The organism is Nocardia sp. CDC153 (assembly GCF_035818515.1).
Lineage (GTDB): Bacteria > Actinomycetota > Actinomycetes > Mycobacteriales > Mycobacteriaceae > Nocardia.
In genome coordinates, this window is record NZ_JAYKYU010000001.1 from 1,724,035 (window position 1) to 1,743,158 (window position 19,124).

The window sequence follows — 19,124 nt, forward strand, 5'->3', positions numbered from 1 at the left end:
CCCCTCCGCAGTGGAACTGCATCAACGGATCGTTTCGGCGCCGGTGGACTTCGGCGCCGTCCGAACCGAATTCGGATTGGCCCCGGACTACCCGTCCGAGGCTGTCTCGGAGGCCCGCGACGCGGCCGACGCGTTCGCGGGTGCCCGAGCCGATCGGCGGGAGATTCCGCTGGTCACCATCGATCCCCCCGGTGCCATGGATCTGGACCAGGCGCTGTACCTGGAACGCACCGCGAGCGGATTTCTCCTCTACTACGCCATCGCCGATGTGGCCGCGCTCGTCGCGCCCGGCGGTGCCCTGGCCCGCGAATCCCTGACCCGCGGCCAGACCTTCTACTTCCCCGACGGCACCGTGCCGCTGCACCCGCCCGTGCTGTCCGAGGACCGCGCCTCCCTGCTGCCGGAGGTGGACCGCCCCGCCGCGCTGTGGACCATCGAATGCGATGAAAACGCCGCGCCGCTGCGCTATTCGGTGACCCGCGCCCTGGTCCGCTCCCGCGCCCGCCTCGATTACGCGGGTGTGCAGTCCGACGCCGACGCCGGACGCCTCCACCCTTCCATCGCCGCCCTCCCCGAATTCGGCCGCCTGCGCATCGAGGCCGGAATTCGCCGCGGCGCGATCACCCTGCGCCTGCCCACCCAAACGGTCATTCGCGACGGCGAGCAAACCGGAATCGACCATTGGCAATTGGCCATCGAACCGCGCACCGCCGCCGACGATTGGAACGAACAGGTCTCCCTGCTGACCGGCATGTGTGCGGCCCGAATCATGCTCGATGGCAATAACTCCAATGGCTCCGGCAACCCCGACCACGTGGGTTTGCTGCGCACCATGCCGCCGCCCGCGCCCACCGCCATCGACTCCATGCGCCGCACGGCCGCCGCGGTCGGCGTGGCCTGGCCCGCCGACGAATCCGCGGCCCGCATGCTCGCCGATCTCGACTCCAATTCCCCCGCCGCCCTCGTCCTCATGTCCGAGGCGACGGGCCTGCTGCGCGGCGCGTCGTACACGATCCTGAACGGCCAGGCCCCGGACACCTTGCAGCACAGCGCGATCGGCGCACCCTACGCGCACGTCACCGCGCCCCTGCGCCGCCTCGCCGACCGCTACGCCACCGAGATCTGCCTCGCCCACTGCGCGAAAACCGCCGTACCGCAATGGGTTCGGGACGGCCTGACCCCGGTCGCCGACACCATGCGCCGCACCGACGCCCTGGCGGGCAAGGTCGAACGCGCCTGCGTGGACCTCACCGAGGCGACGATCCTCTCGCCCCGTGTCGGAACCGATTTCGACGCCGTCGTCCTGCGCGAGGCGACCGGCAGCCGTCCCGCCGAGATCTTCATCGCCGACCCACCGGTCCTGGCGAAGTGCACCGGCGGCCCGCCGGAAGGCCAACACGTGAAGGTGCGCCTGGAAACCGCCGACCCCGCCACGCGCACAGTCACTTTCGACTACGCACACTGATCCCGTGGCGAACCGCTGGTCCGGAGTGACAATCGACTGCATCGACGTGAAACGCGTGGCGAGCTTCTGGAGCGCCCTGCTAGACCGCCCCGAGGGCCCCTCCGAGCCGGGCTGGATCTACCTCGGCCACCGCGACGATCCGCTACCGCGCCTGGTCTTCCAACCGGTCCGAGAACCCAAGCGCGGCAAGGTCCGCCTGCATCTGGACATCGAGGTGGACGATATCGACGCGGCCATCGCCCAGGTGGAATCCCTGGGTGGCCATGCCACCGGGGAACGTCACGAGTACGACGAGGGCGTAGTCGTCGTCATGACCGACCCCGAAAACCACGAATTCTGCCTAGTCCAGATCTACTGACCCACGAACATGCAATCCAGCAGGCAAACGTTGAGAAGACGCCTGCCGGATTGCATGCTCGTCGGGGTGACTCAGGTGAGGCGGCCGTAGATCAGCCGCAGGATCGCCTCCGCGAGATCGTCGATGCCGATGGCCACTTCGGCGGGGGGAGCGGCGGACAGCTGTGAGAGTCGACCGTCGCGCATCAGCGTGACCAGACCGGCGAGAGTCGCGGAGTCGATGCCCTCCGGGGCGAGTCCGGCGGCGCGGTCGCGTTCGATCTTGGCGGCCAGGGCGCTGGTGAAGCGGGTCTGGATGGTGGCGATGAATTCGGTCAGGGGCGGGTAGCTGGTGTCGTAGCCCTCGAGCGAGCAGACCAGGATCGTGCTGTTGTCCTGCCAGATCTCCGCGGCACCGGCGAGTTGGGTGCGCAGCAGTTCGCGCTGCGGACCGGTGGAGGGCAGCCACACGTGGGTCTGGGCGTAGCGGTCGCTCACGTCCTCCATCAGGCGCGCGAGCACGGCCTGCTTGGACGGGAAATAGAAATAGAAGCTGGTACGGGAGATGCCGGTCGCATTGGTGATGTCGTCGACGGTCAGGCTGGCCATCGGCTTCTTCGTGAGCAATTGCCGGGTCGCGTCGAGGATCTGGGCCTCGCGCTGATCGCCCTTCGACATCGCGCCGCGGCGGCGCAGTCCGTCGGTCGTGGCTCGCGTCTTCACTTCACGTCCGCCTTTCTGCGCCATGAACTCACCCTATGCGAGTTCCATTCCGGCAATTGACGTGGCGTCAATCATAATCGACACTGTGTCGATTTAGTCGTAGAGTCCCACGAATGACCTCCCCGCTCGAGTCTCGGCGCACCCCTTCGCCGACCGCGATCGTGCTGACCATGGCCGGCACGGTGTTTCTCTTGGCCATGGCACAGACCCTGCCCGTCCCGGCGCTGCCGCAGATCGGACTGCAGCTCGGCGTCTCGGCGACCACCGTCGGCTGGGTGACGACCGCGACCATGCTCGCGGCCTCCGCGTTCACCCCGCTGCTCGGCCGCCTCGGCGACGTCTACGGACACAAGCCGGTCATCCTGGCGACCCTGGTGGTGACGCTGGCGGGCAGTCTGCTCGCCGCCACCGCGCACAGCATCGATCTGCTGATCGCCGGCCGCGCCCTGCAGGGCGCGAGCTTCGGCCTGTTCCCGCTGGCGATCAGCGTGCTGCGCCATGAACTTCCGGTCGCGCGACTGACCGGTGCGCTGGCCGTCACCGCCTCGACACTGGGTGTGGGCAGCGGTGTCGCCCTGGTGGCGACGGGTCTGCTGACCCAGGGCGGCGCGGATTACCGCCGCATCTTCTGGCTGTGCGTCGTGCTGACCGTGCTGGTCCTGGTGCTGGCCTTCGCCATCCTGCCGCGCCGCGCGGGCCAGGGCGGTCGCGTCGACTACCTCGGTGCCGCGGTCCTCGGCCTGGGCCTGGTGTGCCTGCTGCTGCCGATCTCCCAGGGCCACGAATGGGGTTGGGGCAGTGCGCGAGTGATCGGCCTGTTCATCGCCTCGGCCGTCGTGCTGGCCGGATTCCTGCTGCTGCAGTCGAAGCTGCGCTCGCCGCTGGTGGCGACCGCGCTGCTGGCGCACCGCCCGGTCGCGGTGACCAATATGGCCAGCTTCTGCGTCGGCTTCGCCATGTTCAGTGTGTTCCTGGGCTCGACCTACTTCGTGGCGACGCCGCGGGCGTTGGCGGGCTTCGGTTTTGACGCCTCCGTGCTGCGCACCAGCGTGGCGTTCATGCTGCCGGGCGCGGTGGTCTCGGTGCTCATGGGCCCGATCGCCGGAAAGCTGGTCGGCCGCATCGGCGCGCGCTTCGTGCTGTTGCTGGCCAGCGTCATCGGCCTGCTGGCCCTGATCTCCCTGGCGCTGCTGCACAGCACCACCGCGGAAGTCATCGCGGCACTGATCGTCGCGAACGCCGCGATCGCGATCGCCTACGCCGCCATGCCCGCCCTGCTCGTGGCGAATGTCGCGCCCCAGGAGACCGGCATCGCCAACTCGATCAACTCGATCATGCGAACCGTTGGCGGCGCGATCGGCTCCGCCCTGGTCGTCACCATCCTGACCAGCGACACCCTGGCCCACAAGCTGCCCAACGGCATGGTCGTCTCCCTGCCCGCCGAGGGTGCCTACCGCATCGCATTCCTCACGGGCGCGGCCTTTTTCGCGGTGGCCGCCCTGCTGGCCGGGTTCGGTCTGGGCAAGCCCGGCCGTCGCTTGACCGAGCACGAGGTCGAGGAAGACGTCGCGCTCGCGAGCGCGGGTGAGTTCGCCACGGCGTCCACCAGCCTGTAGCCGACGAAGCCTGCAGCGGACGATGGCCCGTACCCCGACCGGATTGCCGGTCGGGGTACACGGCTAGGCGGGGGTCAGCGGCGGGCTGTCGGTGCGGCGGGCGCGGCGGGTGGCCACGGAGGTGAAAGTCTCTCTGTCGGCGAGGAATCCCTCCAGTGCGAAGGTCGCCGCGCCGAGGCTGGACGGGTTGTGGGGGAGTGCGTCCAGTTCGAGGGTTACCGCGGCGAAGGGATCGGACATGGCGTGGTGGGCGGCGGCGCGGCGGGTGGCCTCGAGTAGCGGGGTGCCGAGCTGGCGGGCCACCAGATCGCCGAACACCATGCGGCGCGGGTTGAAGAGGTTCACCAGATTGGCGATGGCCACGCCGAGGTAGTGGCCGGTCTTGTCGATGACGGCCAGGGCGGTGGCGTCACCGTGGGTGGCGGCCGTGGCGATGGCGGCGACGGTGGTGGCGTCGTCGGCCGCGAGCAGGGCGCTTGCGGAATCGATTTCACGCAGGGTCGCGGCAATTCCCGGCGCGCTGACATACGCCTCGACGCAGCCGTTGCGGCCGCAGGTGCAGGGGCGGCCGTCGAGAACCAGATTGGTGTGGCCCCATTCGCCGGCGCTATTGGTGACACCGCGATAGAGCATCCCGTCGATGACGACACCGATACCCACACCCGCGCGCAGCGTGACCACGATCAGATCGTCCACATCGCGGCCCGCCCCGAACCAAAGCTGCGCCGCCGTACTGGCTTTCAGCGGATTGTCCAGATACAGGGGGTAGGACAAACGCTGTTCGAGCAGCGACTTGAGCGGGACATCGTGCCAATGCCAATACGGCGAGAAAACCGAGGTGCCGCTCTCGGGTTCGACCAGACCCGGAACGCTCAACCCGATGCCGAGCACCTTCCCGGCATCATCCCCGATCACCTCGTCGATGCCGCGCACTATGAGTTCGACGATATCGGCCGGTGCCGTCGCGGCCGGGTCCACGGGCAGCTCCGCGGAGCGCAGCACCGACATGGCGAGATCGAAAACATCCACGTGAATACTGGTTTCGGCGATATCCACGCCGATCAGCACGCCGCGCCCGGGATTGATGGCGAGCTGCGCGCGCGGCCGCCCGATACCCGCGGCCTCGTACCCGAGTTCGGCGAGGACGCCCACCTCGAGTAGCTCGGCGATCATATTGCCGACCGTCGCGAACGACAGCCCGGTGGTCCGCGCTATCTCCTGGCGACTGGTGTGCCCGGCGGCGGCGTACACCGCCTGCAGCACGCAGAACCTGTTGCGCCGCCTGATATCCCGCGCGGTCAGCTGGTACACGGCTGTGCCCACTCCTTTCGCCCGCTGCCGCGAAGGTACCGGAGCCTCCGCGAGATGACTTCTGCCAACAGTATTTACAACAGTTATCCGAAGTCCTACTGTAACCGGCATCACCACCGATGCCTACTGTGTGGCAGATCACCTAGGAGTACCCATGTCCTGGACCCACCGACGCCGATGGACCAGCGCGATAGTCTGCGGAACAGCGCTGATTCTGGCCGCGACCGCCTGCTCGTCGGGCAAGGATTCGGGCTCGAACAACGCCGGCCCACAGCACGCCACGGGCTCGATCAATCTCGTCTACGCCCAGAAACAAGGCGACCAGGAATATTTCATCGGCGAGGCCGACGGCGCCAAGGCCAAGGCCAAGGAGCTCGGCGTCGACCTGAAGGTGGTCAATCTCGGCAATGACGCCAACAAGGCGGTCACCGAGGTGCAGAACGCGGTGAACCAGAAGGCGAACGGCGTCATCGTGGTCGTCCCGGATCCCTCGGTCGGGCCGCAGGTCGCGCAGCTGGCCAAGTCCGGCGGCGTCGCCCTGCTCACCTCCGACGACCAGGTCTGCACCAATGGCCCGGATCCGGCCTCCTGCAACAAGGACAATCTGGTGCCGCGCGTCGGATTCAGCGGTACGCAGATGGGCACCGAGGTCGGCACCCGCGCGGGCGAGGACTTCAAGAAGCTGGGCTGGAAGCCGGAGGAGACCGCCATCGTCGACGCCTGGAAGCAGGACGTGACGGTCTGCACCGACCGGGTGAAGGCGAATGAGAAGGCGTTCAAGGATGTTTCGGGCGCCGATGTGAAGGTGATCGAGGTCGGCACCGACAACACCCCGTCCGACGCGCAGAACAAGATCTCCGCGACCGTGGCGGGCAATCGCTCGGTGAAGAACTGGATCGTCATGGGCTGCAATGACGAGAACGTCAGCGGCGGCGTCGCGGCCATCCAGAACGCGGGCTACTCCGCGGACAATGTGCTCGGTGTCGGCCTCGGCGCGTACCTGGCGTGCAAGGAATGGCGCGGCGGCAAGCCCACCGGATTCAAGGCGGCGCTGTTCATCAATGGCAAGGATGTCGGCGCGCTGGCCGTGCAGACCATGGTCGACTACCTGAAGAACGGAAAGGCCATGCCCGCCGAGGCTTTCGCCCCGACCAAGATGGTGGACGCCAGCAACTGGCAGCAGGCGGGGGTCACGTGCAGTTGACGGGACTGCGGGTCTCCGGGCTCACCAAGGGTTTCGCGGGCGTGCCCGCGCTGCGCGAGGTGAGCCTGGACTTCCCCGCCGGAATGGTGACCGCGCTGATGGGGGAGAACGGCGCGGGCAAATCCACGCTCATCAAGATCCTCGGCGGTGACCATCGTCCCGATGGCGGCACCCTCGAACTCGACGGTGCCGCACTGGAATTCGCGAGTCCCGCCGATGCGCGGGCGGCGGGGATCCGGGTGATCGGGCAGGAGCCGGAGATCGTGCCGCACGTCTCGGTCGCCGAGAACGTCTACCTGGGTGCGCTGCCGCGCAAGGCGGGTCGCCTGGTGGACCGGGCGGCGCTGCGGGCCCGGGTGCGGGAGGATCTGACCCGGCTCGGTTTCGACCGGGACCTGGATCCCGACACGCTCGGCTCGAAACTGACCGCCGCGCAACGGCAGTTGGTGGAGATCATGCGCGCGTTGACCACCGACGCGAAGGTCATCGCCTTCGACGAGCCGACCTCCTCGCTGTCGGATCACGAGACCGAATCGCTGTTCGCGCTCATCGGTCGGCTGCGGGAGCGCGGGCTCGCGGTGATCTACGTGTCGCATCGGATGCGGGAGATCTTCCAGCTCGCCGATCGCGTGGCCGTGCTGCGCGACGGCGCGCTGGTCGGGGTGCGCGAGACCGCCGAGACCGACGATCAGGAGATCGTGCGGATGATGGTCGGGCGCGATCTGTCGACGGTGTTCGCGCGCAAGCACTCCGAGCTCGGGCGGGTCATGCTCGAGGTCGATCACGTCACCACCGACGACGTCCGCGATGTGAGCCTGACGGTGCGCGCGGGCGAGGTGGTGGCCCTGGCCGGACTGGTCGGCGCGGGCCGCTCGGAACTGGCGGGCGCGCTCGCGGGCGACCTGCCCATCCGCTCGGGCGAGGTGCGCATCGACGGCACCCGTCTGCGGCTGCGCCAACCGCGCGACGCCGTGCGCGCCGGAATGGGTTACGCGCCCGAGGAACGCAAGGCGCAGGCGCTGCTGCTGCATCGCGGTGTGCGCGACAACATCTCGCTCGCCATGCTGGACCGGTTGCGGCGCTGGCGCTTCGTGCGGCGCGGCGCGGAACGGCGACTCGCGCAGCAGTATGTCGAATCCCTGCGCGTGCGCACGCCTTCCATCGAGCAGGAGGTGCGCAAGCTCTCCGGCGGCAATCAGCAGAAGGTGGTGCTGGCGCGCTGGCTGGCCCGCAAACCGGCGGTGCTCATCCTCGACGAGCCGACCCGCGGCGTGGATGTCGGCGCGAAGATCGAGATCTACCACGTCATCGAGGAATTGGCCGAGTCCGGGGTGGCGGTGCTGGTCATCTCCTCGGAACTGCCCGAGGTCCTCGGCCTGGCCGATCGCATTGTCGTCATGCAGCAGGGCCGCGTCACCGGCGAACTGGACCGCGCGCAGGCCAGCGAGGAGGCGATTCTCGCCCTCGCCATGGCCGACGACCTGACCGTGCAGCGCTCTTAGACAGCCTTGCAGCACTTTTGGACAGCCTTGTAGCGCTTTTGGACAGCTAGGAATCCCATGACCGACCAACGAGTCGAAATCAGCACGGAGGCGGCGATTTCCGCGCCGCCGCCGATCTATGCCCGCTATCTGGGCGGCCTGACCGCACTGACCCCGCGCCGCGTGATCCGCTTCATCGGCACCGGAAATCTCAGCCTGATCGGCGCGCTGGTGGTGGTCGTGGCCATCTTCGCCTGGCTCAACGACGGATATCTGGATCCGCGCAATATCGCCGGAATCGGGGACGCCGTCACGGTTTTCGGGCTGCTGGCGGTCGTGCAGACCGTCGTCATCATTTGCGGCGCACTGGACATCTCGGTGGGTTCGCAGGCCGGGGTCGCCTCGGTGATCAGCGCCATGGCCTTCACCTCGGCCTCGGGCAACGCCTTCGTCGGCATCCTCGCGGCCGTCGGCCTCGGCCTGGTGCTCGGGCTGGTGAACGGCGTGATCATCGTCTACGGCCGGGTCAATCCGGTGATCGCGACGCTGGCCACGCTCGCCGCGTACAAGGGTCTGGCGCAGCTGATCTCGGGCGGCAAGGCCCAGGGCTTCGTGCTCGACAACGACGTGTTCATCTTCCTGGCGCGCGGCAAGGTGATCGGACTGCCGGTGCCGGTGATCGTGCTCGCACTCGTCGCGCTGGGCGTCCACGTGCTGCTGAAGTACACCGACATCGGGCGAAATATCTACGCGATCGGCGGAAACGACACGGCCGCACGGCTTTCCGGCATCAACATCAACAAGTACCTGATCGCGGTGTACATGCTGGCCGGTGTGGTCGCGGCCATCGCCGGCATCATCCTGACCGCCCGCACCGGCTCCGGCCAGCCCGTCTCCGGCAGCGAGGGCCTGGAACTCAAGGCGATCACCGCGGCGGCGCTGGGCGGCTGCGCACTCAAGGGCGGCAAGGGCACCGTCGGCGGCACCCTGCTCGCGGTCGTACTGCTCGGTGCGCTGGACAACGGCCTGAACGTGGTGGGCGTCAACACCTTCTGGCAGAACGTCGCCCAGGGTGCGCTGCTGGTCGCGGCCGTGGTGATCCAGCAGCGCCGCAGCGGCGAACGCGCCGTCGGCCTGCCGACATAATCGCGGCTCGGAGAGCACTCATGAACACTCTGACGGCACACCTGTGCGCACCGCCACCCGGCCGACTGTGCGAAGGACCCGTATGGGACTCCCGCACACAGGAACTGCTCTGGGTGGACATCCGTGGCGGCCACATCCACTGCGCCATGCTCACCGGTCCCACCCCCGACCTGATCCCGCACGTGACCCGCACCCTCACACCACCCGTGAGCGCGGTGCTGCCGTGCGCCTCCGGCCGCCTGTTGGCGACGGCGGGCGACACCATCGTCCGTATCGATGGTTCGCCCGACAGCATCCGGCCCGTCGTGAAGGTTCCGTTTCCGGACGACGGTGTGAGACGCCGTTTCAACGATGCCAAGGTCGATCCGCGCGGCCGACTGCTCGCGGGCACCATGGCCGAAAGCACCGGCGGGACCGGCAGCGCTCAGCTCTACCGCCTCGACCCGGACGGTACGCTGACCACCCTCCGCACCGGCATCACCATCTCCAACGGTCTGGGCTGGAGCCCCGACGGCCGCACCCTCTACCACGCCGACAGCCCCACCCATCGCGTGGACGTCTTCGAATACGACCTCGACACCGGAACCCTCGGCGAGGGCAAGCCCTTCGCGCACTTCCCCGACGGTGAACCGGACGGTCTGACCGTCGACGCCGAGGGCAATGTCTGGGTCGCGGTCTGGGGCGCGGGCCAGGTCCGCGCCTTCGACCCCTCCGGAAACCCGTGCGCCACCGTCGATGTCGGCCCCTCCCAGGTCTCGTCCTGCACCTTCGCCGGTCCCGATCTGGACGTCCTGGTGATCACCACCGCGGCCGAGGACGAGGCCGCCGGAGAACCGCACGCGGGCCGCCTGTTCGCGTGCCGCCCCGGTGTCACCGGGCTGCCCGCAACGCTATTCGCCGATGAAAGGTTGGTCGTGGCCAATGGCCGATGAGACACGGGCCGCCGATCCGCTGCGGCCGGACATTCCCGTCGTCGCGATTCTGCGCGCACCCTCCGCCAAGCGGTTCGCCGAGGTCACCGCCGTCCTCCAGGAATCGGGCATCACCGCGGTGGAATTCACGCTCAACTCCGCCGGCGCGCTCGACGCGATCCGCGACTGCGCGGGCTTCGCACACCCCGTCGGCGCGGGCACGGTCCTGACGGCACAGGACGCCGAACGGGCCGTCGATGCCGGTGCGGCCTACCTGATCACCCCGGCGGTGATCGAGGAGGTGATCGCGGAGGGCCGCCGCCTCGGCGTGCCGGTGATCTCGGGTGCGTTGACGCCCACCGAGATTCACCGCGCGTGGACGGCGGGCAGCAGCATGGTAAAAGTCTTCCCGGCATCCATCGGAGGACCGGAGTACATCAAGGCCGTCCGTGCGCCGCTGCCCGATATTCCGCTGGTGCCCACCGGCGGGGTCGGACTCGGCGAGGCCCGCGCGTATCTGGATGCGGGGGCCGCGGCACTGGGGATCGGATCACCGCTCATCGGAGACGCCTGTGCCGGTGGTGATCTCGACGCGCTGCGCGAGCGCGCGCTCGTCCTGCGGGACCAGCTGCCATGAGGGGCGGACTGGTGACGCTCGGGGAAGCGCTCGGCGTGGTGGCGGCGACCGACCCCGGGCCGCTGGCCCCCGGCGCGGGAATGCGACTGGACTTCGCGGGCGCGGAGGCCACCGTCGCCATTGGCGTGAGCCGCCTCGGCCACCACAGCACCTGGGTCGGCAGCGTCGGCGCGGACTCCGTGGGTCGCATGATCCTGGATCGACTGCGCGCCGAGCGCGTGGATATCGCCCACTGCCGCGTCGACCCCGAGCTGCCGACCGGGCTGATGCTGCGCGAGCGCCGCACCGCCGACCGGATTCGCGGCACCTACTACCGGCGCGGCCTGGCGGGCTCGTGCCTGTCGGTCGACGCGATCGACGCGACGCGCATCGCCACGGCCGGGGTTCTGCACCTCACCGGCATCACCCCCGCCCTGAGTGAATCAGCCCGCGCGACAGTCGATTTGGCGATCGGCATTGCCCGCGACGCCGATGTCCCGGTGTCCCTGGACGTCAACTATCGGCGCGCGCTGTGGACACCCGCCGCTGCCGCCGCGGAGCTGGCGAGCTTGGCCGCCAAGGCCGACATCCTCTTCGCGGGAGTCGACGAGGCCGCGCTGCTCCTGAGCGACGGCCGTCCGGCGAACTCGGGTGCGTCGAATCCCCCCGTCATTCCGGCGCGAAAGCATGCCGGGATGACAGATGTCGCCCATGCCGGGATGACGGTGGTCGCCCTGGAGGACGTGGTGGCCCTGGATGACCCCGTGGATCCGGATGACGCCGTGGACCCGGATGATCTCGCGCTCGTGGCCGAATCGCTTGCGGCGCTGGGGCCCTCGGAGGTGGTCCTCAAGCTCGGCGCGGACGGCGCGGCGGCCTGGGCCGGTGGCGAGTTGCTGCGCGAGGGCGCGGTGCCGGTGACCGCCGTCGATCCGATCGGGGCCGGGGACGCGTTCGTCGCCGGGTATCTGGCCGGCCTGCTCGATGGCGGGACGGTGTCGGAGCGGCTGCGGTTGGCGGCGCTGTGCGGGGCGTTCGCCGTGTCGGTGGCGGGTGATTGGGCGGGGTTGCCATATCGGGACGAGCTCGGGTTGCTCGATGGGGTGGATGTTCAGCGATGAGTACGAAGGGGAAGAGCATGGGTCGGCTGGCGGACAGGGTCGCGGTGGTCACGGGCGCGGCGTCCGGGATCGGCGCGGCGACGGCGCGCAGACTCGCGGCCGAGGGCGCCGCGGTGGTGATCGCGGATATCGACGAGACCGGTGGGCGCGAGGTCGCGGAGAAGATTCGCGCGGCGGGCGGGCGGGCCGAGTTCCACCGGTGCGATGTCTCGCTCGAGGAGTCGTGGGAGTCCCTGCGAGAGCGGGTGGAACAGCGCTTCGGGGCCCTGGACTTCCTGTGCAGCAACGCCTCCCGGCAGGCGATCATCCCGGCGCACCAATTGAGCAGGCAGCAGTGGGACGACGGATTGGCCGTCAATCTGACTCCGCTGTTCCTCGGCGTCCGGGCCTTCATCGACGACTTGCGTGCTCGGCGCGGGAATGTCGTGGCCGTCTCCAGCGTGCACGCGCAGTTCGGGCTGCCCGGATACCCGGTCTACGCCGCCGCCAAGGGCGGGCTGACCGCACTGGTGCGGCAACTGGCGGTGGAATACGGCCAGGATCGCGTGCGCGTGAACGCCGTGCTCCCCGGCCCGATCCTCACCCCGGTCTGGGATGACGTCGATGCCGAAGGGCGTCAATTGTCCGCCCGGGCAACAGTTCTGGATCGACTCGGCGCACCCGAGGAAGTCGCGGCCGCCGTCGCCTTCCTCGCCTCCGACGACGCCTCCTTCATCACCGGCGCGAACCTCGTCGTCGACGGCGGCTGGAGCGTGCGAAAGGAATCCCGGTGAAGATCACCGCACTCACCACCCACCTGGTCGCGCCGCGCTGGTGCTTCCTGCGCATCGACACTGACGAGGGCATCACCGGCTGGGGCGAACCCGTGATCGAGGGGCGGGCGCACACCGTGGCCGCCGCCGTCGACGAACTCGCCGACTACCTCGTCGGCAAGGATCCGATGAGCATCGAGGCGCACTGGCAGACGCTCACCAAGGGCGGCTTCTACCGTGGCGGGCCGATCCTTTCGAGCGCGGTCGCCGGAATCGACCAGGCGCTGTGGGACATCACCGGCAAGGCGCTCGGTGTCCCGGTGTGGCAGTTGCTCGGTGGCGCGGTGCGTGACCGCGTCCGGGTGTACAGCTGGATCGGCGGCGACCGACCCGACGATGTCGCGGCCGCCGCCCTGGAGCGAAAAGCCCAGGGCTTCACCGCGATCAAGATGAACGCCTCGGCGGAGCTCGAGCTCATCGACACCCCGCGCGCGACCCTCGGCATTGTCGAGCGGGTGGCGGCGGTGCGAGACGCGGTCGGCGACGAATTCGACATCGCCGTCGACTTCCACGGCCGCCTCTCCGTCGCCATGGCCCGGCGCGTGCTGCCCCTGCTCGAGCCGTACCTGCCGTTCTTCGTGGAAGAACCCCTGGTGCCGGAGGTCTCCGATCGAATCGGCGAGATCACCGCTGCCACCAGCATTCCCATCGCGACCGGTGAGCGGCTGTTCTCCCGCTGGGACTTCCTGCCGGTCCTCGAACGCGGGGTGGCCGTCGTGCAGCCGGACCTGTCCCACGCGGGTGGCATCTCCGAGGTCCGCCGCATTGCCGCCCTCGCAGAAGCCCGCGATATCGCGCTGGCCCCGCACTGCCCGCTCGGACCGATCGCCCTCGCGGCCAGTCTGCAGGTCGGCTTCGCCACCCCGAATCTGCTCATCCAGGAACAGAGCCTCGGCATTCACTACAACACGGGCTCCGACCTGCTCGACTATCTCGTCGACCCAACGGTTTTCGAGTACCGGGACGGGTACGTCGGTCTGCTGCACGAGCCGGGCCTGGGCATCCGCGTCGACGAGCGTGCCGTGGCCCGCGCTGCCGAGGTCGGCCATCGCTGGCGCAATCCGGTCTGGCAGCGTCGGGACGGCTCGCTCGCCGAATGGTGAATCACCGCTGCGGGGCCAGCATTCGGAATTGATCGGTCGGATGCTGGGTCGCGGCCTTTTCGGCACGCTCCTTCGCCATTTCGACGCGATAGCCGACCACCACCGTGCCGACCAGCGCCGCCGAGATAATGCCCTCGGCAATGAAGAACGACGTGAAATCGATGATCGAGCCGATCGGAGCACCACCCGGCACCGCATTGCGCAGCGGCACCAGCGCGAAAAGCAGTGCGCCCATCATGGATACGGCCGGGAACATCAGACCGCGCCGACCGCTGAGCACGTAATAGCAGGCGATCGCGGCGGCCAGGGCCAGACCCAGCATGAGCACCATGACGAATACGGCGAAGACCAGCGACGGCACGGACCGGCCCGCGTGCAAGGTGAGGTCGATACCATTGTCGTCACTGGTTTCCGGCTGCTCGCTCACCGAGAACAGGGTGTCGCCGCTGGCCACGGTCGCCGCGGTGGGCAAACGCTTGTCGCCGTTGTAGATGTCGAACGCCAGGACCGCGTCATAGCTGTCGAAGGGATAGTCGGTGAGCGTGCCCTCCACGACCACCTTCACCTCGGACGCCGAGATCGGCTCGCCCGCTTTGATTTTGATCGGGTCGGCCTTGAGCGCCGAGGTGTAGAGCAGGGCGTCGGAGGCGAAGCGGCCGTTCTTGTCGGCCAGCGCGCCGCGCGGGGTGGCCAGCACCTCGACCGTCGCGGTCTGCGTCACCGGATCGATCTTGCCGACCCAGATCCCCAGATCCACGCGATCTTTGACCTCGGTATTGCCGAAGGCGTGCGACGCCTCCGACCGGGTGCGTCCCACCTCGTAGGTCGACAATGCGAGCACCAGGCCCACGATGAGCGCCGCCGCGATCGCGACCACCCACAGCGGGCCACGACGTTTCTGCTTGATTCCGTGTTGCACGCGGCGAACCTATCGACGCCGCCATCACGGAACGATCAGGAAAACATCAATTCGGGCTCGGGCCGAGGCGGCGTGATCGAGAACTGATGGGCGCGTGATTTCTCGCGTGCTTCATTGGCTCCCATGGCTTTTCCGCAACCGAATCCCTATCCGATCGCGCCTTCCCCGGAGGCCGCCCAGCAGCGCAGTCTCGGCTATTTCATCTTCCTGAGCCGCTGGCTGCAGCTGCCGCTGTACCTCGGCCTGATCGTGGCGCAGGCCGCGTACGTGTGGCAATTCCTGCGCGAGCTGTGGGATCTGGTGCACGGGCTGTTCGACGAGGGCAATGTCGAAACCAACATCATGCTGTCGGTGCTGGGCCTGATCGACGTGGTCATGATCTCCAATCTGCTGATCATGGTGATCGTCGGCGGCTACGAGACCTTCGTGTCCCGCCTGCGCATCGACGGGCATCCGGACCAACCCGAATGGCTGGCCCAGGTCAACGCGAACGTCCTGAAGGTCAAACTGGCCATGTCGATCGTCGGCATCTCCTCGATCCACCTGCTCAAGACCTTCATCAGCATCACCACCGACACCAACCCCGGCGCGCACTCGGCCCGCTACATGTGGCCCGTCATCATCCACCTGGCCTTCGTGCTGTCCGCGGTCCTGCTGGCCTGGATCGACCGCATCATGCCGCACGCCGCGCACAAGGACCACCACGGCGCGCACGCGGAACACCCTGGCGCACAAGGAGAACACCACGCCGCGCACGGGGGACGCCCGGGCGCACACCAGGGCGGCAATGGTGAATACGGGCACGGCGCACCGGTTCCCGCTGCCGAGGGTTCACACCCTGTCCCATGGGGACACGGCGATCAGGCGACCACCCGCATCAACTAGACCTCCCGTCATTCCGGCGCTCAGCCCAGAGCGCGGTGGCGAAGGAACTCGATGGCGTCGGGGTACTCCTCCAGCGCCTTCGCGGCGGCCGCTTCTTCGGCGTCGCACAGGCGTTGGTAGCCGGACTCGTCTGCGTCGGCGGCGTGGGTGCGCAGGGTTTGCAGGGCCTCCACGGCGTCACGGTGATCACCGAGGACGCCCTGGAGGCGCTTGGCTCGCTTGCCGAGTTCCGCGGCGGGCTCGCCCAGTACGGTGGTGGCGGCCTCGGCCGAATAGCGCAGGCGCTTGGCGGCCTTGCGAATCTCGTGCAGGTGCTCGACGCGCTCGTCCGCGCTGAGACCGGGTTCCTCGCGCACCAGGCGGCGCAGCTCCCGGAAGTCGTGTCGCAGGACCGCGGCGAAGACCTTCTCGGCCGGTTGATCCGCCTGCGCGGAACGCAAGGGGGCGTTGCTGATCAACCCGTGCATTCGAGCCACGAGGGTGTGATAGCGGCGGCTGTCGAAGGCGTCCACCACCGCCCGGTGCGCCCCGGCGTAGAACCGGCGCTCGTCGGCCACCAGTCGCTCACCGAAATCCCTTCGGGGAGCCGACTTCTCGCCGAGCGGCACGGTCTCCTCGTCGAACGGCACCCCGGTGTCGCCCAAAAGCGAGGCGAACCGCTCGGCCCGCACCTCGGCATCGCGCGCCACCCCGAGCAGCCCTGCCAGCCACCGCAATTCGTCGGTGATCTCGGCGACCGGCTTGCGGCGCAACACCCGGCGATAGGACTTGAGCACGCTGCGCAAGCGCCGGGTGGCCACCCGCATCCGGTGCACCGAATCCGGAAGGTCTTCGCGCACATCGGGTTCGGCCGTACACAGCCGGTCCACATCGGCGGCTACTGCGTCGACCAATGCGGGACCGGCTGTCGTCTTCATCTACATCCTGTACTTGTCCGTGGCCTCCACCAGATGGTGGGTGATGCCGGGTTCGAGGGCGGCGTGACCGGCGTCGGGCACCAGATGCAATTCCGAACCGGGCCAGGCCTTGTGCAGATCCCAGGCACTGGTGGCCGGGCACACCACGTCGTAGCGGCCCTGCACGATCACCCCGGGAATGTGGGCGATGCGCTCGATATCGCGCAACAGCTGCCCCTCGTCGAGGAAGCCGTGGTTGACGAAATAGTGGTTCTCGATGCGGGCGAAGGCCAGCGCGAAGCGCGGGTCGGCGGTTTCGGCGACCCGATCCGGTTGGGGCAGCAGGGAACTCGTGGCGCCCTCCCAGGTAGACCACGCGACGGCCGCGTCGGTGGCGAGTGCGGCATCGGGGGAGTGCAGCAGGCGGTGGTAGACCTCGACGAGATCGTGTCCGCGTTCGGCTTCCGGCACCGGCGCCAGGAACTTCTCCCACTCATCGGGATACACGTATCCCGCGGAGCCATTGTAGTACCAATCGATTTCCTTGCGTCGCAACAGGAATATCCCGCGCAAGACCAATTCGGTGACCCGGTCCGGATGGGTCTGCGCATAGGTCAGCGCCAGTGTCGAACCCCAGGAACCGCCGAACACCAGCCAGCGCTCGACGCCCAAATGCGTTCGCAGCCTTTCGATATCGGCGACCAGATGCCAGGTGGTGTTGTGCTCGAGGCTGGCGCCGTCGGCGATGTGCGGGGTGGATTTGCCGCAGCCGCGCTGATCGAACAGCACGATGCGGTACGCCTCGGGGTCGAAGAACTGCCGGTGATACGGCGCGGTGCCACCGCCCGGGCCGCCGTGCAGGAAGACCGCGGGCTTGCCGTCCGGGTTTCCGCTCACCTCGTAGTAGAGCCGCTGGCCGTCGCCGACATCGAGCATGCCCTGCTCGTAGGGCTCGATCGGCGCGTAGAGGGTGCGCATCAGCCCGCCACCAGCCCCGCGGACAGGTTCGGGATCTCGATCGCCTTGAGCGCCTCGTCACGCACATCCGAACAGCTCTGGGTGGTGACCCGATCCACCACGCCGCGCTCGTTCGGCAGGAACAGCCCGTTCTGCGCCGCCCACTGCACGACGGTCGCGTTCAGCGAGATCTTGTCCATGGTCGGGGTCTGCACCCGCCAGTCCGACAGCTGCGGCCGCAGCATGTCGCACAGCTGCTTGGCCTGGTCGGCGGTCACATTCAGCTGCGAGCCGTTGGCCGAGGTGCTCGGCGCACCCGTGGTGGTCGGCGCACCCGTCGAGGTGAGCGGCGAGCCCGACCCCTGCGGCTGGGACGATCCGGTCGAGGAGTTGTCCCCGCACGCCGCCACCAACGCCACGGCACCCACCGCCGCGACCAGCACCGGCACGCGCCGAATCCAGCGACTCATTCCACGATCCATGAACTTCCCTTTGGTCGATCCAGCTCGTTGGACTCCGAGTCTGCCACCAAAACATGCGGGCGGACTGAGAAGACCATCGCCGAATGTGTGCCAATAGCCGACAGCTATCAAATGTTCCCACGAGGGAATGGCGGTGAGCAGGAGCGGGCGTCGGGATACCTGCGAAGCGGGAGACGACAACGCCCCCACGGTGTTCCGTGGGGGCGTCGGTCACGAGGCGTCGGGTCGGATCAGTAGCTGTGTTCCGGGCCCGGGAACACGCCGCGTCGCACTTCGTCGGCGTAAGTGGCTGCGGCGGTGCGCAATTGGCCGCCCACATCGGCGAACTGCTTGACGAACTTGGCGGTCTTGCCGCCGGTGTAGCCGACCATGTCCTGCCAGACCAGCACCTGGGCATCGCATTCCGCGCCGGCGCCGATGCCGACGGTCGGAATGGTCAGCTTGCGGGTGACCTGACCGGCCAGCTCGGCGGGGACCATCTCCATGACCACGGAGAAGGCGCCGGCCTCCTGGACCGCGATGGCGTCGGCGATGAGCTGCTCGGCCCCGTCGCCGCGACCCTGCACGCGGAAGCCGCCCAGGGTGTTGACGCTCTGCGGGGTGAAGCCGATGTGCGCCATCACCGGAATGCCCGCGGCGGTCAGCTTGTGAATGGTGTCGGCCACCCGCTCACCGCCCTCGAGCTTGACCGCGTGCGCGCCGCCCTCCTTCATGAAGCGCACGGCCGTGGCGAGGGCCTGCTCCGGCGAGGACTCGTAGCTGCCGAACGGCAGATCGGCCACCACCAGCGCGTGCGGCGCACCGCGCACCACGCCGCGCACCAGCGGAATGAGTTCGTCGACGGTGATCGACACCGTGGTGTCGTAGCCGTACACCACATTGGCGGCCGAATCGCCCACCAGCAGAACCGGAATCCCGGCCTCTTCGAAAAGCCGGGCGGTCGAATAGTCGTACGCGGTGAGCATGGACCACCGCTCCCCGGCCTGCTTCATCTGGGCCAGATGCTGCACTCGCGTCTTCCGCTTGGAAGTTTTCGGTGCCGCGGACCCGTACACAGGGGTTTCCGCATCGGATACGGACATCATCGTCCCTTTCGTCTGTTCCTCGAGGCCCGTCTCGGGTCCCCGGGTTGTTGTGACG

The 19,124-nt window shown here is 68.4% G+C and carries 19 protein-coding genes; 12 read left to right on the forward strand and 7 right to left on the reverse strand.

Features of this window, described 5'->3' with window-relative positions:
- The first annotated feature begins 10 nt into the window (after positions 1-10).
- Both VMT65_RS07960 and VMT65_RS07965 read left to right on the forward strand, forming a co-directional pair.
- Positions 11-1,465: an RNB domain-containing ribonuclease gene (locus VMT65_RS07960; RefSeq protein WP_326307301.1), complete on the forward strand. Its 1,455-nt coding sequence runs from the start codon at positions 11-13 to the stop codon at positions 1,463-1,465.
- 4 nt (positions 1,466-1,469) lie between these two features.
- The gene (locus VMT65_RS07965) at positions 1,470-1,823 is read left to right on the forward strand and encodes a VOC family protein (RefSeq protein WP_326307302.1); all 354 of its coding nucleotides are present in this window, start codon (positions 1,470-1,472) and stop codon (positions 1,821-1,823) included.
- A 71-nt stretch (positions 1,824-1,894) separates the two neighbouring features.
- Here the strand turns inward: VMT65_RS07965 and VMT65_RS07970 are convergent, their stop codons facing one another.
- Positions 1,895-2,548: a TetR/AcrR family transcriptional regulator gene (locus tag VMT65_RS07970; protein ID WP_326307303.1), complete on the reverse strand. Its 654-nt coding sequence runs from the start codon at positions 2,546-2,548 to the stop codon at positions 1,895-1,897.
- Between the two features lie 89 nt (positions 2,549-2,637).
- On the opposite strand from VMT65_RS07970, the gene VMT65_RS07975 reads away from it, so the two are divergent.
- Positions 2,638-4,140 carry an MFS transporter gene (locus VMT65_RS07975; RefSeq protein WP_326307304.1) on the forward strand — a complete coding sequence of 501 codons (1,503 nt, stop codon included), beginning with the start codon at positions 2,638-2,640 and terminating at the stop codon, positions 4,138-4,140.
- Between the two features lie 63 nt (positions 4,141-4,203).
- Here VMT65_RS07975 and VMT65_RS07980 read toward each other — a convergent pair whose 3' ends face one another.
- The gene (locus VMT65_RS07980) at positions 4,204-5,451 is read right to left on the reverse strand and encodes an ROK family protein (RefSeq protein WP_326307305.1); all 1,248 of its coding nucleotides are present in this window, start codon (positions 5,449-5,451) and stop codon (positions 4,204-4,206) included.
- A gap of 154 nt (positions 5,452-5,605) precedes the next feature.
- Here VMT65_RS07980 and VMT65_RS07985 point away from each other — a divergent pair, with 154 nt between their 5' ends.
- Genes VMT65_RS07985 through dgoD form a run of 8 tightly spaced genes read left to right on the forward strand, consistent with a single transcriptional unit; the run spans position 5,606 to position 13,845 of the window.
- Entirely contained in the window at positions 5,606-6,655 is a 1,050-nt protein-coding gene (locus VMT65_RS07985; RefSeq protein ID WP_326307306.1) for a substrate-binding domain-containing protein, read from the forward strand.
- The gene (locus VMT65_RS07990) at positions 6,646-8,157 is read left to right on the forward strand and encodes a sugar ABC transporter ATP-binding protein (protein WP_326307307.1); all 1,512 of its coding nucleotides are present in this window, start codon (positions 6,646-6,648) and stop codon (positions 8,155-8,157) included. The genes VMT65_RS07985 and VMT65_RS07990 overlap by 10 nt, the downstream gene beginning before the upstream one ends.
- Positions 8,158-8,214: 57 nt before the next feature.
- Entirely contained in the window at positions 8,215-9,282 is a 1,068-nt protein-coding gene (locus VMT65_RS07995; RefSeq protein ID WP_326307308.1) for an ABC transporter permease, read from the forward strand.
- Positions 9,283-9,302: 20 nt separating this feature from the next.
- Positions 9,303-10,214: an SMP-30/gluconolactonase/LRE family protein gene (locus VMT65_RS08000; protein ID WP_326307309.1), complete on the forward strand. Its 912-nt coding sequence runs from the start codon at positions 9,303-9,305 to the stop codon at positions 10,212-10,214.
- Positions 10,204-10,830 (forward strand): bifunctional 4-hydroxy-2-oxoglutarate aldolase/2-dehydro-3-deoxy-phosphogluconate aldolase, encoded by a 627-nt coding sequence (locus tag VMT65_RS08005; RefSeq protein WP_326307310.1) that lies wholly within the window; start codon positions 10,204-10,206, stop codon positions 10,828-10,830. Before VMT65_RS08000 ends, VMT65_RS08005 begins: the two co-directional genes overlap by 11 nt.
- 11 nt (positions 10,831-10,841) lie before the next feature.
- On the forward strand, positions 10,842-11,930 hold the full coding sequence (locus VMT65_RS08010) for a sugar kinase (RefSeq protein ID WP_326307311.1): 1,089 nt from the start codon (positions 10,842-10,844) through the stop codon (positions 11,928-11,930).
- Entirely contained in the window at positions 11,927-12,703 is a 777-nt protein-coding gene (locus VMT65_RS08015; protein ID WP_326307312.1) for an SDR family NAD(P)-dependent oxidoreductase, read from the forward strand. Before VMT65_RS08010 ends, VMT65_RS08015 begins: the two co-directional genes overlap by 4 nt.
- The gene (dgoD, locus tag VMT65_RS08020) at positions 12,700-13,845 is read left to right on the forward strand and encodes a galactonate dehydratase (protein ID WP_326307313.1); all 1,146 of its coding nucleotides are present in this window, start codon (positions 12,700-12,702) and stop codon (positions 13,843-13,845) included. Before VMT65_RS08015 ends, dgoD begins: the two co-directional genes overlap by 4 nt.
- A 1-nt stretch (position 13,846) precedes the next feature.
- Here the strand turns inward: dgoD and VMT65_RS08025 are convergent, their stop codons facing one another.
- Positions 13,847-14,764 (reverse strand): DUF4436 family protein, encoded by a 918-nt coding sequence (locus VMT65_RS08025; RefSeq protein ID WP_326307314.1) that lies wholly within the window; start codon positions 14,762-14,764, stop codon positions 13,847-13,849.
- A 123-nt stretch (positions 14,765-14,887) separates the two neighbouring features.
- On the opposite strand from VMT65_RS08025, the gene VMT65_RS08030 reads away from it, so the two are divergent.
- The gene (locus tag VMT65_RS08030; RefSeq protein ID WP_326307315.1) at positions 14,888-15,649 is read left to right on the forward strand and encodes a TIGR00645 family protein; all 762 of its coding nucleotides are present in this window, start codon (positions 14,888-14,890) and stop codon (positions 15,647-15,649) included.
- Between the two features lie 20 nt (positions 15,650-15,669).
- Here the strand turns inward: VMT65_RS08030 and VMT65_RS08035 are convergent, their stop codons facing one another.
- From VMT65_RS08035 to panB, 4 genes are all read right to left on the reverse strand, one after another.
- Positions 15,670-16,566, reverse strand: a complete 897-nt coding sequence (locus VMT65_RS08035) for a CHAD domain-containing protein (protein ID WP_326307316.1) — start codon at positions 16,564-16,566, stop codon at positions 15,670-15,672.
- The gene (gene pip / locus VMT65_RS08040; RefSeq protein ID WP_326307317.1) at positions 16,567-17,523 is read right to left on the reverse strand and encodes a prolyl aminopeptidase; all 957 of its coding nucleotides are present in this window, start codon (positions 17,521-17,523) and stop codon (positions 16,567-16,569) included.
- A complete protein-coding gene (locus VMT65_RS08045; RefSeq protein ID WP_326307318.1) occupies positions 17,523-17,972 on the reverse strand; it encodes a hypothetical protein in 450 nt (149 codons plus the stop codon). Before VMT65_RS08045 ends, pip begins: the two co-directional genes overlap by 1 nt.
- Positions 17,973-18,214: 242 nt before the next feature.
- Positions 18,215-19,066, reverse strand: a complete 852-nt coding sequence (gene panB / locus VMT65_RS08050; protein ID WP_326307319.1) for a 3-methyl-2-oxobutanoate hydroxymethyltransferase — start codon at positions 19,064-19,066, stop codon at positions 18,215-18,217.
- Positions 19,067-19,124 lie beyond the last annotated feature (58 nt).

Excerpts from the sequence above, each read along its gene's own strand:
- VMT65_RS07970 (WP_326307303.1), bottom strand. The coding sequence starts at position 2,548 with ATGGCGCAGAAAGGCGGACGTGAAGTGAAGACGCGAGCCACGACCGAC.
- VMT65_RS07975 (WP_326307304.1), top strand. The coding sequence starts at position 2,638 with ATGACCTCCCCGCTCGAGTCTCGGCGCACCCCTTCGCCGACCGCGATC.
- VMT65_RS07985 (WP_326307306.1), top strand. The coding sequence starts at position 5,606 with ATGTCCTGGACCCACCGACGCCGATGGACCAGCGCGATAGTCTGCGGA.
- VMT65_RS07995 (WP_326307308.1), top strand. The coding sequence starts at position 8,215 with ATGACCGACCAACGAGTCGAAATCAGCACGGAGGCGGCGATTTCCGCG.
- VMT65_RS08000 (WP_326307309.1), top strand. The coding sequence starts at position 9,303 with ATGAACACTCTGACGGCACACCTGTGCGCACCGCCACCCGGCCGACTG.
- VMT65_RS08005 (WP_326307310.1), top strand. The coding sequence starts at position 10,204 with ATGGCCGATGAGACACGGGCCGCCGATCCGCTGCGGCCGGACATTCCC.
- VMT65_RS08015 (WP_326307312.1), top strand. The coding sequence starts at position 11,927 with ATGAGTACGAAGGGGAAGAGCATGGGTCGGCTGGCGGACAGGGTCGCG.
- VMT65_RS08030 (WP_326307315.1), top strand. The coding sequence starts at position 14,888 with ATGGCTTTTCCGCAACCGAATCCCTATCCGATCGCGCCTTCCCCGGAG.
- VMT65_RS08035 (WP_326307316.1), bottom strand. The coding sequence starts at position 16,566 with ATGAAGACGACAGCCGGTCCCGCATTGGTCGACGCAGTAGCCGCCGAT.
- pip (WP_326307317.1), bottom strand. The coding sequence starts at position 17,523 with ATGCGCACCCTCTACGCGCCGATCGAGCCCTACGAGCAGGGCATGCTC.
- VMT65_RS08045 (WP_326307318.1), bottom strand. The coding sequence starts at position 17,972 with ATGAGTCGCTGGATTCGGCGCGTGCCGGTGCTGGTCGCGGCGGTGGGT.
- panB (WP_326307319.1), bottom strand. The coding sequence starts at position 19,066 with ATGTCCGTATCCGATGCGGAAACCCCTGTGTACGGGTCCGCGGCACCG.